Source organism: Campylobacter ornithocola (assembly GCF_013201605.1).
GTDB lineage: Bacteria > Campylobacterota > Campylobacteria > Campylobacterales > Campylobacteraceae > Campylobacter_D > Campylobacter_D ornithocola.
The window spans coordinates 771,344-784,430 of the sequence record NZ_CP053848.1 but is presented as its reverse complement, the minus strand read 5'-3'; the positions used below and the strand labels follow the sequence as shown (position 1 = coordinate 784,430).

The following is a 13,087-nucleotide window of genomic DNA, read 5'->3' as shown; positions in this document are numbered from 1 at the left end:
ATTAATATTTTTTATTTGTTTATATAGTATAATCTTTAAATATTAAAGGAGAAAAAACATGAAAAAAATATTACTTGGCTCTTTGTTAGTTACTTCTATTTTAGCATGCAATGCTTTAAGTAAAGAATTTAGCTTAGACAAAGCTCACACAAATGTTGGTTTTAAAATTAAGCATTTACAAATTAGCAATGTAAATGGAAATTTTAAAGACTATGATGCAGTAATTGATTTTGATAGTACTAAATTTGAATTTAACAAGCTTCAAGCAAATATAAAAATTGCCTCTATAAATACTGAAAATAAAGCTAGAGATGCACACTTGCAACAAGATGATTTTTTCAAAGCAAAAACTTATCCAAACATTACTTTTACCATGAGTAAATATGAAAAAATTTCTAATGAAAAAGGTAAAATGTATGGTTCATTAAATATTGCTGGTGTAAGCAAAGATATTGTTTTAGATACCGAAATTGGCGGAGTTATCAAAACAGATAGCGGTAAAGAAAAGGCAGGATTTACTTTACAAGGTCAAATCAAAAGAAGTGATTTTAAATTTGCTCCCGATACTTCTAGTCTAACACTTAGCAATGAAGTACAAATCAATATAGAAGCAGAAATTAATGAAAAATAATATTTATAAAAAAAGCATTTTATAAAAATAAAATGCTTTTTTGTTTTACTTAGCTAGCCAACCTTCTTTTTCCCAAACTTTTTGTACTTCTTTGCTTTGTATAAATTTAATAAATTCAGCTACTTTTGGATTTTTTATTCCTTTTTGAGTTGGTACTATTTCAGCTGCTCTATAAATAATTGAGCTCTTATCTGCTTTGATAAATTTATTTTCTTTCTCGCCAACTGCTTTGATCCAGTGCGTCCAAATAATTAAAGCATCAATATTTGTATTATTCTTCCATTCATCAACCGCTGCTTTTGAATTTTTTGCATACACTTTGATATTTTTTCTTAATTTTTCTAGATTTTCAACTTTTCCTGTTTTTAAGGCCATATCTTCATATAAACCAACCTGCCCTGCTCCATCAACGACCATAACATTAACACCATCTTTTAAAAGATCTTCAAATTTTTTAATCTTTTTAGGATTATTAGCTCTAACTATCACACCAGAACCTCTAGCATTTAAAACTTGAACATCATCAATTTTAATATGTTTTGGCATAGCTTTGATAAACCCATCCATCATAGAAGTATTACCTGAATAAATAATATCAGCATCTATTTTTGCCTGTTTAATCCATTTAGGTGTTGGTCCTGCATTAACAATAACTTTTTCTCCATGTTTTTCTTCAAATTGTTTTGCAAGTTCTTTTAAAACAGGAGCAGGACCACCTGGACCATAAACTAAAATTTCAGCATTTAATGCTACTGCTGTAAATAAACTTAAAAATAAAATTTTTTTCATATATACCCTTTAAATAAAAATTGAAGGTATAAATATAGCTTTTTATTATTAATAAAAATTATTTTTGGATATTTTTAATCAAATAAACTATTTTCGATTTTTTTAGGAAAAAAATAACTTACAAAATCTTCTTGATTTTCTTTAATAAGGCAATATTTGAAATCAGTAAATTTTTTTAATTCTTTTAAATGTGAGTAAGAAAAATCGCAAAACAAAGAATTTCTTAATGCAATCTTAAAGTCTTTAGTATTTTGAAGTTTTTGTACTATAAAGTCAAAATCTTCTTCATTTTCTACAAGTAAAATCACCCTAGAACTCCCACCAAAAACACAAATTTCATTTTTAGAATTTAAAAAATAAGCTTTAAAAAGCTCTAATTTTTTATCGTTAAAACTAAAAGGTAATTTTTGTTCTTCGATAAAATCAATAAAACTAGTGAAAATATCAACATAAAAGAATGCAAATTTTAATTCTTTAAAATATAAATTTTTACAAAGTACGCTCGTTTGAAATAAAGATTTATAACCTAAAATTTCATATTCACATGACTTTAAGGTGTGAAAATTTGATTTCAACTTTAAAATAAAATTCTCATCACTAGAACAAAAGAAAGTCTTTTCTTTGGAATTTTTTAAAAGATCAAAATCTAACAAAATATTAGAATTTAAAATTTTAAAATTAAAAGCCTTTGCAAATTTTAACTCTATGTTATTACAATATAAAAACTCATAAGATTTTTCTTCACAAAAAAATCTAAAAAGCCTAAAAATAGCTTCCTCGAGGTTATCAACTTGAAGATAAAACACTTCCTTATCTTCAAGTTTTAATTTTTCCTCGCTTACTATAACATAAACACCAAGTTTCACTGCATAGTTAGCTTGCTCTTGATTTTTGGCAAAAAAAACACTAGCTTGTTTGATTTTATTTAAATCAATACCAAAATCATAAACACTAGAAGTTGCTCCATAATTTAAAACTTGAGCATTAATAAGCTCAATAAAATTAGAAATATTCATTTAGCCTATTAAAGCTCCATTTTCGATAAAGCTTTGTGGGCTAATCAAAACCAATTTTCCATCTTTTTCAGCACTTAAAATCATACCTTGACTTTCATGGCCAAAAATTTTAGCTTTTTTTAGATTTGTAATCACACAAACTTGCTTGCCAATTAATTCGCTAGCTTTGTAAAATTTAGCAATACCTGAAAGCACTTGTCTTAGCTCGCCATTTTCTAGTTCAAGTTGAAATTTTAAAAGCTTTTCACTTCCTTCTATATTTTGACAATCTTTTACTAATGCTACTTTAATTTCGATTTTTTTAAAATCATCGATTTTAATTTGAGGTAGACTTGTCTTTTCTTCTACTTTTTCTTCTTTTTTGCTTTCTTGGGTTAATTCAACTTTTGGAAATAAAGCTTCACATGCACTTGATTTTAAATCGCACAATTGATTATTTAAAATTAATTTTTGGTAATTTTCATTTGAAATTTCAAAATTTAAAGCTTTGGCAATTTTTAAAGCTGTTTTTGGCATAGCAACTGAAAGTAAAATAGTAACTTTTGTTAAAATATTAGCACACAAAGCCACTAAGGCATTAGCTTTTTGCATTTGATCATTTTTAATTAAATTCCAAGGCTCATATTTGCTAATACTTAAATTTGCTAAAGATAAAGCCTTGAAAAGCTCTTCTAAATAACGATTTGGTTGGATGTTTTCTAAAGCATTAATTGCGTTATCCAAATACTCTTTACATTCATTTAATTCTTGATTAAAATACAAATTCACATCTTTACATTCAATGATATTTTGAGAATACTTAGCACTCATACCGATAATTCTATTTAATAAATTTCCAAGCTCATTGCTTAATTCTGCATTAATCCTAGTGATTAATGCTTTTTGTGAAAAATCCCCATCATTACCAAAAGGAACTTCTCTGAGTAAAAAATATCTAAAAGCTTCTAAACCAAAAGTATCTGCTACTTCTTTAGGTGCTACTACATTGCCTTTAGATTTGCTCATTTTTTCACCATCTTTAGTCCACCAACCATGCGCTGCTACAAATTTAGGCAAAGGGAGCTCTAAACTCATCAAAAACGCAGGCCAATACACTGCATGAAAACGCAAGATATCTTTACCTACAAAATGAATATGAGCAGGCCAAAGATCCATATTTTTATCATCAAGTCCATAGCCTAAAGCACTAACATAATTCATCAAAGCATCAAGCCAAACATACACCACATGTTTTTCATCATTTAGTTCTTTTGGAAGCTTTATACCCCATTCAAAACTTGTTCTTGTAATAGAAAGATCTTTTAAACCACCTTCTACAAAGTGAATTAACTCATTAGCTTTATTTTTAGGTAAAATCGGCTCTTTTTCTTTATACCATTTAAGAATTTGATCTTGATATTTAGAAAGTTTAAAAAAATAACTTTCTTCTTTTAAAAGCTGTGTTTTTTTACCACAATCTGGACAATTACACTCATTTACAAGCTGAGTTTGAGTAAAATAACTCTCACAAGAAACACAATAAAAGCCTTCATAAGTTCCTTTATAAATATCACCCTTATCAAACATTTTTTTAAATGCTTTTTGCACACTTAATTTGTGATTTTCATCTGTAGTTCTAATAAAATAATCATAAGAAATTTCAAATTCATCCCAAAGTTTTTTAAATTTAGAACTAATTTCATCTGCATATTCTTTAGGGGTAAAATTTCTAGCACTAGCAGCTTGCTCTATTTTTTGACCATGTTCATCTGTGCCTGTTAAAAAAAATGTTTTTTTTCCTTGCAAGCGATAAAATCTAGCTATGGTATCTGCTATGATAGTTGTATAAGCATGACCAATATGTGCCACATCATTTACATAATATATCGGAGTAGTAATATAACGCATCTTTCAACCTTTAATTAAAAATCAAATCCACCTTCTTTACCTTTAGACATACTCTTATAAACTGCTTCTATATACTCTTTTCTCAAAGTGCACTCAAAAATCATAGAGCAAGGTAAACAAGATTTTAAGTTTTTTTTGTTTTGGCAAGCTTGAAGTTCATTTTTTTTAACTTCTAAAGCCAGTTCAAATTCATCTTTAACTTCAGACATTAAAGTCCTTTATAAGCTTGTTTTAGTTTTTCAATCTCATATTTGGAACCCAAAAAACATGGTGTGCTTGCATGAATTTTTTCAAATTCTAAATCAAGTAAAGAATTATTTTTTCCATTAGTAGAAAGCCCTCCTGCTTTTTCAAAAATAAAAGCAAAAGGAAACACCTCAAAATAAGCTCTTAATTTTCCATTTGGCGCATCAGTGGTTGCAGGGTATGAAAACAACCCACCGCCTTTGAGTAAAATTTGGTGCAAATCACTCACCATAGCACCAGAATACCTCAAGCGATATCCTTCATCAAATAAAGCTTTGATAAAAGCTCTATGGATATTTGACCAATTTTTTTGCGTACCTCCACTTGCATTTAATTTGCCTTTTTCGTTTAATTTTAAATCCTTAACAAAAGCAAATTCATCATTTTCATTTAACCTAAAAAGCTTAGGAGTGTCTATACATACTATAAGCTCTAAACGAACACCATAAATAGCATAAACTGCTGCTTTTAAATTTTTTGCACTAGCCTTTTGCTCATAAATAGCAAAAATAGAACCTATAGCAAAATTAACATCCACCAAAGAAGAACCATCTAATGGATCATAAGCAACAACATATTTTTCATTTTCATTGATTAATAATTGTTCTTGCTTTTCTTCACTAATCAAGCTTTTTACACCTTTGCTTTGTTTTAAAATTCTAGTAATGATCTCATCACTTTTTACATCAAGTTTTAATTGATTATCTCCGGTTGCGTTTTGAGAAGTAGTATAATCAAAATCTTTTAAATATCTAAGTTCTTTTGAAATTTCAATCACTGCTTTTTGTATATCGTTAATTAATTCTTGCATATTTTACCCCTATACTTTTTTTGAATTTTTTAATATAAAATCACAAATACTTTCTAAATCATCTAAACAAAACCAAGTTAAATTTTCATTTTTAATTTTTTCATAACTTGCAATAGCCTTAGAATAAGCAAAATAACTCTCATCTATTTCCTTACAAAAAACGCTAATCCTTGGCATATCTAAGGTTTTTAAGCCCTCTATAAATAAAAAATCAAATTCCCCTAGTTTAAAAATGGCTTCATCTAAAGTGCTTGGAGAATGTGTAAATAAAGTTGTCCTTGTAGGACTTAAAACCATTACATCAGCCCCACTTTGAAAAAATTTAAAACTATCTTTTTTTGCTATATCAAAGCTTGCTTTATCTTTTGGATCATGTTTTATAATACATACTTTATAATTTTGCTTCATAAAATACTTTGCTACTTGAGTAATTAAAGTAGTTTTACCTGAATTAGAAGGTCCGCTAAAAGCCATTGCTAATCTTTTCATAATTTCCTTAAATCAAAAAATAAACAAAATTATATCTTTTTAAAAGTTAAAAGCTTATAATTACGAAAAAATTAGGAATAAAATATGAAAAAACTTTATATAATTGTTTTTTTAACACTTATTTTTACTGCGTGTTCTAATAAATCTCAAAAACAAAGTGAAATCAATTTAAAAAGCCAAACTCTTATGTATGCACAAAAAATCAATTTTAATTACAAAGATAACAGAGTGGTAGCTCTTTTGAGCTATCTAAATCCAGTATTAGATAAAAAAAGCCAAAAAGAAATTTTTATACTTAGCTTTTTGCCAAATATCAATATCAAACAAGACCAAATTTCAATACTCATAGACGGAGAAAAAACTACTCTAACGGCATTAAATCAAACCGATGAGTTATTTAAATATATCATCAAAAGTGATTATGCAAGTTATTATAAAATCACTCTTGATGAATTAGTGCAAAAACCTATTTTGCGACTTGATTTGTGTTTTGAAAATCAGTGTTTTGAGTTAAAGTTTCAAAAAATTTCGAAATCGGTGTATTATCGTTCAGAAGATGCAAATACACAATATAATTAGCTAAAACTTTTTTAGCATACACCCTACTTTCTGCATAAGGAACTAGCTCCATAGATAAAAATGGTTCGTATTTTCCCGTTCTAAACATATCTTCTCTTTTAAGCATTCTAGTGGTAAATCCTATACCACCATTGTAAGCATATGCTACAAAAACTGGAGAATTAAGTTTAGATTCTAAATAATCTAAGTGATGATTTGCAAAAGTATAAGCTATTTTTGGATCAAAAAGCATATCCTGATCAAAATTTGGAATTTGTAGTTCATTATTACCTATGTGATTAGCTAAAAATGGAATAAATTGCATAATACCTAAAGCATAAGAGGTTGAAATAGCTGTTGGTATAAAACGACTTTCTTGTCTAGCTAAAGCTAAGATCATAGCTTTTCTTTGCGTAGAATAATCTTTTAAATATTCAAAATAAGGCATAATGAAATAGTGCTTTTTAAAACCATCAGCTCTTTCTTTCATATAAGCATAGATGGCTATGTTTTCTTTAGTATAAAAATCTTTTGCAAGTTTTTCTAGCTCACTAGGAGTGCTTTTTGCAATTTCTTTTGCAAGTTTTTGCCACGCAAAAGGATCTTTCATATCAAAATCATTTTTTTGCTTTTTTGGTTTTAAATTTTCTATTTTAGGCAAAGGTAAACCTTTTAATTCTCTTGCATAAAGACTATAAATATTTAGAGACTTACTCTGAGCAAGCTCATCAAGGATTTTTTTATCTTGCGTTATTAAATATATCCAAAAATTTGCATTATCTACCAAAGGCTTGCTTTTAAAAGTATCTTTTGCTACTTGGAAAAATTCTAATGCTTTTTTATCATCATTTTCTAAAATAGCATTTACACCCAAATAAAAAGCATTATCTTGAAAAGTTAAATTTGCATCTACATTAACTAAAGATTTTCTTATTAATGGACTTTTTTTCTTAATGATGATTTCTTTTACAAAATTTGTAAATTCTACTTCTTTAGCTAACCCATCTACAAAATCTTTTTCCAAGAAAAAATCCTTTTTGTCTTTTAAAAAGCCATAAATTTTATAAAAATTAAAACTATCATAATTTAAAATTGCATAACTTAAAGGATCTTTAGCATTAAAAGCTTCTAAAAGTTTTATCAAATTTGGATTATCCTGTGGGATAATTTTTTTCATCTCATTACGCGTTGAAGTATTAAGATCTTGTATAAAAGCTAAGCTGTTTAATCTTATAAGCTGACAAGTTATATTAGCATCTAAGATATTTTGTGTGTTAAATTTATAACAAGCTTCATATTCTTTATTATACCCCAAAGGTGGAATGATCGCTTCAATAACATTTTTAATACGTCCCGCATAACGATAAATATGTTCTTTTAAACCTTCAACTTCTTCTTTTTTAAATTCATTTTTTTCTAACAAACGATATAAATAATAATCCTTAGCCAGAGAATTTGGTTTTTGTTCTAATTCTTTATAAGAATACATCGCACTATTTGCAAAAACCACTCCAGTTAAAAGCAATACTATACTTTTTTTCAACACTTATAAACTTCCTAAAATTAAATTTGACAAAAATATTTGAATAAATTTCAACCCTAAAATAATAATCAAAGGTGCTAAATCAATACTCCCTATAGTAGTAGGAATAAACCTTCTTACAAAAGCATAAGCAGGATTAGTTAAGCGGTATAAAATTTGCACTATAGGATTATAAGGATCAGGTCTTACCCAAGAAATCAAAGCAGCAATAATTATAATCCAAACATAAATTTCAATAACCAAAGAAAAAATTTGCACCAAAGATACAATCAAACTTGTTCCAACTCCCATTTTACTCCTTTATAATTTCTTTAATAAAAGACTTGATTAAAGTATAAATTTCACTCATTTCAGGTCCATGAGTAACCCCTGTTAACACCAAGCGCAAAGGCATAAAGAAATTTTTACCTTTTAAATTTGTTTTTTCCATTAAAATCTTTTTAAACTCATCGTATTCTTGAGGTAAATCTAAATCTTTTAAAACTTCTTTAATCAATTTGCATTCATTGTCAAATTCATTATAATTTTTAACCGCAAAAATTGCTTGTATTTTTTCTCTTATCTCATTTAATGTGCTAGCTTCTTGGGTATAAAATTTTGCAAGTTCAGCTACATCTTTATCTAAATTTAATAAAGTATTTAACTTATCGTTATCAAGCATTTTAATATGCTCACGATTAATTTGCATTAAACGCTTAGTGTCAAATCTTGCAGGAGATTTTGAAACTTTTTTCAAATCAAACCATTCTATAGCTTCTTCTAAAGTAAAAATTTCTTTTGGAGTTTTATTGCCCAAAAGTATTAAATAATTTGCTATAGCACTTGCTAAATAGCCATTATCTAACATCCACTTAACACTAGAATGAGCCTCTCTTTTACTCATTTTAACACCATCTTCATTTAAAATAATAGGCAAATGAGCATAAGTCATACTTTTATCATAACCCAAACTTGTTCTAATATGCTCTTGTTTGGGAGTATTAGAAACATGATCTTCACCCCTTATAATGCAAGTAACACCTTCTAACATATCATCAACTGCACAAGCAAAATTATAAGTTGGAGTCTTATCAGCTCTCATAATCACAAAACTATCAATATCTTCAGGATTAAAGCTAATCTCTCCTTTAATATAATCAATGAATTTCATTTGTGAATGAGGTTTTTTAAGGCGTATCACGAAAGGTTTTTCACAATTTAGCACATCAATATCTGTGAGTTTTTCACAGGTTCCATCATATCTATAGGCTTGATTTTTAGACTTAGCTAGTTCTTTTTTAAGAGCTAATTCATCCTCGGTACAAAAACAAGCAAAAGCTTTTTTTTCACCTACTAGCTTTAAAGCCATTTGGCGATGAAATTTTAAATTCTCACTTTGCACATAATAATGTTGCCAAGTTATACCAAATTCTTTTAAAATAGTTTTTATTTCCTCTTCTTTTCCAGCTATATTCCTAGCATTATCTGTATCTTCAATACGCAAAATAAAATCTGTATTTTCTTGTTTTGCTTTGATATAATTAAACAAAGCAGCTCTTAAATTTCCAATATGCATATCTCCAGTAGGCGATGGTGCAAACCTATACATTTTTTTATCCTTTAAAACTTTTTTATCATTATACAATTAAATACTTGCTTTTTTTTAAAAAAATAAAGTTCACACAAAATTCACTTAATACTAATATGATTTCACAAACAATTTAACACAAAGGATAAAAAATGAAATTAAAAATAGCTTTAATGGCATTGGCAGTAGCAAGTTGTATTTTTGCAAAAGATATGGTTGTAGGTGTAAATGCTTTACCAGTAAATTCTAAAAATTTTATACAAAAACACTTTACAGGTTCAAACATTGCTTTAGTTAAACAAGATATTGATAGTTTTGATGTTTATTTAGACAATGGAACTGAACTTGAGTTTTTTATCAATGGAGATTGGAAAGAAATTGATGCAAAATACAGACCAATTGATACTTCTTTTTTAAGTCCAAATGTTTTAGCAACAATTAAAAAAATGCACCCGAATGCAAGTATAATTAAAGTAGAAAAAGAAATCCAAGGTTATAAATTTAAACTTAACAATATGATGGAAATTTACACTGATATAAATGGAAATTTTTTAGGACAGAAATTTGATGATTAAAAATTAAGCTAAGCTTTTTGCTTAGCTTTTATAAGAATTTAGAGCAAGCTCTTGTATATTATAATTAGCAACTCTCTCATAAGTAAAGCCTTTTTTCTCTAAAAAATCAAGTAAAATTTTCTCCATTTTTTCCAAAGCATTCAAGACTTCTTTTGAAAGTTCAAAACTCAATGGTTCTATGCGTTTTGGCACACAAGCTAAAATTTGAGTTTTAGGTAAATCTCCCATAAGCTCCATATATTGTAAAGTTTGAAGCATTTCAACTTCATGTGCACTACCACTCCAATTAACTTTTTTTGGCATTGCATCATAGGGAAAGAAAAATATATCTCCAACTCGCCCGTCATCTGCTGCTATACAATCAATCACAACCATTTCATCATATTCAGCTATAATATAGCTAAGTTGCAAAGCTAGAGTTCCACCATCTACAAAATTCACTGAGTCTTTTTCATGATAAAACTTATAATTTTTTTCTAAAAGTTTGCAAAGATGAACGCCTAAGCCCTCATCTGCAAACATAATATTACCAATACCTAAGATTAAAAGTTTCAATGATTTTCTCTTACAAATTTATAGCCACTAAAGATAGCATCTAAAGCACCATCTTTACCTTTAACAGAGTTAAACACAGCCATATAAATATGCACTGGAACAAAAATCAATACAATCCACATTAAAATTCTATGATAGGTTCTAACATCGGCCAATCCGCCTAGCATTACTTCAATAGGTCTTAAGATATTATATAAAAATCCACCTAAACCCTCATGATATACATGCATATAAAGAATCAAACCTGTTAAGATAAGCCCAAACATAACAAGATAAAAGAAAAAGTAAGTTGCAAATTGTAAAGGATTATACACACCTTGTAAATGAGGATGTTTTCCTAAAAAAATGTAAAATTTGATTTGTTCTATCCATAACTTTACATTAAAAATATCTTTTACGCTTCTTCTTTCATTAGCACTTTTTGGATCAAAAAAGAACAAATATGTTTTAAAAAGCACACAAGCTATCATGATAAAACCAAAGATTTGGTGCACCATGCGGTATTTTGCCTGCATAAATAAAGTTGGCTCCGATGAAATAGAAGGAGCTTGAAATACATAAGATATGTAATACCCAGTCCCTACTAAAATCACAATTGCAACTGCTCTTAACCAATGTGTAAAACGAAGGCCAATACTAAATTCGTATTCAGCCTTTCTGTTTGATTTTAAGGAATGTTTAGAGTCCATACTAAAGTCCTTTCCTTATAAATTTACATTAACTTTATACTCGCTAAGATTATTACCCTTAGTATCCATTACATGCACAGCACAAGCTATACAAGGATCATAAGAATGAATCGCTCTTATTACTTCTAAAGGTTGTTTAACATCAGCTAGTTTCATACCGATAAGACATTGCTCATAGCTACCACCTACTCCATTTGCATCTTTTGGACTTGCATTCCAAGTAGAAGGTACTACTGCTTGCCAATTTTCAATTACACCATTTTTAATTCTACACCAATGACTTAATGCTCCACGAGGTGCACTTCCTATAAATCTACCTTTATACTCTTTATTTTTATCAATCACATAAGTAGCACAAGTACTTTCATCTGTTTTTAAATTTTCAACTAAAGAATTAAAAGCTTTTAATCCATGATCAGCAATAATTTTTGCTTCTATGGCTCTAGCACCTGTTCTTCCTAAAGTACTCATAAGTGCTTTAACTGGTAAATTTGTAGCTTTTAAGAATGAGTCAACCGCTTCTACTACGATTTTATTACCCTTAGCATAATTAACTAAGATATTTGCTAGTGGTCCAACTTGCATTGGTAGGTTTTCGTATCTTGGAGCTTTAATCCAACTATATTTACCTTTAGTATCAAATACTTTGCTATGAACCATATTGCCTTTATCATCAATACTTTCACCATCAATTAAACCTGTATAGTTTGGATTAGTTTTGCCATCATAAGGATGTAATGCTTCATTATCTGCATACCAAGCCCTTGTGGCTTCTTCAGTGATTTTAGCTTCATCTACTTCTTCAACTTTACTTAAATCACCATTTCTAATGATACCACTTTCAAACAACCACTCATCACTTGAAACTTGAAACTCTCTTTCAGTGTAGAAATTATTTACACCTACATCATTTAAAACACTCGCTTCTTTAGAATAAGCTTTTGCAGCCATGATTAAATCAGGATAATAAGCACGATTAATAAAATCAGCTACTTCTTGGAATTTAGTCATATATTCAGCCATTCTTGAAGGGTCTAAAAGATCCATAACACAAGTTACACCACCAACAGTTAAGCTTTGAGGGTGAGGATTTTTCGCACCAAAAATAGCCATAGCTTGAGCTATTGTTCTTTGAATTCTTAAGCACTCTAAATAATGCGAAAGTGCGATTAGATTTTGCTCAGGAGTGAAACGATAAGTTGCATGTCCATAATATGCATTAGCAAATGGCCCAAGATTTCCTTTATCAACAAAAGTTTTAAGTCTTTGTTGTACTTCTAAAAGCTTATCAGCACCTGTTGCATATGGTATATCAGTATATTTAAATGCCTCATCACTTGCTTTTTTAACATCAGCACTTAAAGCACTTACAACATCAACAAAATCAAGCCCATGAAGTTGATAAAAATGCACAGGATGATCATGCATATATAAAGCTGCATTCATTAAAGTTCTAGTTAAAACCGCATTTAATGGTGGAGTAATACCTAAGGCATTTTCTACTGCAATAATTCCTGCTCTATAATGTGAAAAAGTACAAACACCACAGATTCTTTGAGTTAAAAAACCAGCATCCCTTGGATCACGTCCTTTAACTATTGTTTCTAAACCTCTCCATAGAGTTGATCCTGAATATGCTTCTTTGATTATATTATTTTCATCAACCACCACTTCAACTCTTAAGTGCCCTTCTATTCTAGTAAGTGGATCTATAATAATTCTTTTTGACAT

At 28.7% G+C, this 13,087-nt stretch carries 15 protein-coding genes; 3 read left to right on the top strand and 12 right to left on the bottom strand.

Annotated features, from left to right (window positions below; translation table 11 throughout):
- Window positions 1-58 precede the first annotated feature (58 nt).
- The gene (locus tag CORN_RS04125) at window positions 59-631 is read left to right on the top strand and encodes a YceI family protein (protein WP_066007922.1); all 573 of its coding nucleotides are present in this window, start codon (window positions 59-61) and stop codon (window positions 629-631) included.
- A gap of 45 nt (window positions 632-676) precedes the next feature.
- Here CORN_RS04125 and CORN_RS04120 read toward each other — a convergent pair whose 3' ends face one another.
- The 6 genes from CORN_RS04120 to mobB form a co-directional block, all read right to left on the bottom strand.
- Entirely contained in the window at window positions 677-1,420 is a 744-nt protein-coding gene (locus CORN_RS04120) for a substrate-binding domain-containing protein (protein ID WP_066007921.1), read from the bottom strand.
- A 74-nt stretch (window positions 1,421-1,494) separates the two neighbouring features.
- Window positions 1,495-2,436, bottom strand: a complete 942-nt coding sequence (locus CORN_RS04115; RefSeq protein WP_066007917.1) for a hypothetical protein — start codon at window positions 2,434-2,436, stop codon at window positions 1,495-1,497.
- A complete protein-coding gene (metG, locus tag CORN_RS04110) occupies window positions 2,437-4,323 on the bottom strand; it encodes a methionine--tRNA ligase (RefSeq protein WP_066007913.1) in 1,887 nt (628 codons plus the stop codon).
- Between the two features lie 14 nt (window positions 4,324-4,337).
- Window positions 4,338-4,532 carry a hypothetical protein gene (locus tag CORN_RS04105; RefSeq protein WP_066007911.1) on the bottom strand — a complete coding sequence of 65 codons (195 nt, stop codon included), beginning with the start codon at window positions 4,530-4,532 and terminating at the stop codon, window positions 4,338-4,340.
- Complete coding sequence (locus tag CORN_RS04100) at window positions 4,532-5,380, bottom strand: class 1 fructose-bisphosphatase (RefSeq protein WP_066007909.1); 849 nt, start codon at window positions 5,378-5,380, stop codon at window positions 4,532-4,534. The genes CORN_RS04105 and CORN_RS04100 overlap by 1 nt, the downstream gene beginning before the upstream one ends.
- Before the next feature lie 9 nt (window positions 5,381-5,389).
- The gene (mobB, locus tag CORN_RS04095) at window positions 5,390-5,869 is read right to left on the bottom strand and encodes a molybdopterin-guanine dinucleotide biosynthesis protein B (protein WP_066007907.1); all 480 of its coding nucleotides are present in this window, start codon (window positions 5,867-5,869) and stop codon (window positions 5,390-5,392) included.
- Window positions 5,870-5,953: 84 nt separating this feature from the next.
- On the opposite strand from mobB, the gene CORN_RS04090 reads away from it, so the two are divergent.
- Window positions 5,954-6,448, top strand: a complete 495-nt coding sequence (locus CORN_RS04090) for a hypothetical protein (protein WP_141071497.1) — start codon at window positions 5,954-5,956, stop codon at window positions 6,446-6,448.
- On the opposite strand, the gene CORN_RS04085 is transcribed toward CORN_RS04090, so the two are convergent.
- Genes CORN_RS04085 through gltX form a run of 3 tightly spaced genes read right to left on the bottom strand, consistent with a single transcriptional unit; the run spans window position 6,336 to window position 9,558 of the window.
- Window positions 6,336-7,973, bottom strand: a complete 1,638-nt coding sequence (locus tag CORN_RS04085) for a lytic transglycosylase domain-containing protein (RefSeq protein WP_094750301.1) — start codon at window positions 7,971-7,973, stop codon at window positions 6,336-6,338. The two genes, CORN_RS04090 and CORN_RS04085, sit on opposite strands and share 113 nt — an antisense overlap.
- The gene (locus CORN_RS04080; RefSeq protein WP_012661430.1) at window positions 7,974-8,261 is read right to left on the bottom strand and encodes a YggT family protein; all 288 of its coding nucleotides are present in this window, start codon (window positions 8,259-8,261) and stop codon (window positions 7,974-7,976) included. It abuts the gene before it with no gap.
- Window position 8,262: 1 nt separating this feature from the next.
- A complete protein-coding gene (gene gltX, locus CORN_RS04075; protein WP_066007905.1) occupies window positions 8,263-9,558 on the bottom strand; it encodes a glutamate--tRNA ligase in 1,296 nt (431 codons plus the stop codon).
- Window positions 9,559-9,689: 131 nt separating this feature from the next.
- On the opposite strand from gltX, the gene CORN_RS04070 reads away from it, so the two are divergent.
- Window positions 9,690-10,112 carry a PepSY-like domain-containing protein gene (locus CORN_RS04070; RefSeq protein ID WP_066007903.1) on the top strand — a complete coding sequence of 141 codons (423 nt, stop codon included), beginning with the start codon at window positions 9,690-9,692 and terminating at the stop codon, window positions 10,110-10,112.
- A gap of 21 nt (window positions 10,113-10,133) precedes the next feature.
- Here the strand turns inward: CORN_RS04070 and CORN_RS04065 are convergent, their stop codons facing one another.
- The 3 genes from CORN_RS04065 to CORN_RS04055 are packed head-to-tail and all read right to left on the bottom strand — an operon-like array spanning window position 10,134 to window position 13,087.
- Entirely contained in the window at window positions 10,134-10,667 is a 534-nt protein-coding gene (locus CORN_RS04065) for a HyaD/HybD family hydrogenase maturation endopeptidase (protein WP_066007901.1), read from the bottom strand.
- Window positions 10,664-11,356 carry a Ni/Fe-hydrogenase, b-type cytochrome subunit gene (gene cybH / locus CORN_RS04060; protein WP_066007899.1) on the bottom strand — a complete coding sequence of 231 codons (693 nt, stop codon included), beginning with the start codon at window positions 11,354-11,356 and terminating at the stop codon, window positions 10,664-10,666. Before cybH ends, CORN_RS04065 begins: the two co-directional genes overlap by 4 nt.
- 15 nt (window positions 11,357-11,371) lie before the next feature.
- A complete protein-coding gene (locus CORN_RS04055; RefSeq protein ID WP_066007897.1) occupies window positions 11,372-13,087 on the bottom strand; it encodes a nickel-dependent hydrogenase large subunit in 1,716 nt (571 codons plus the stop codon).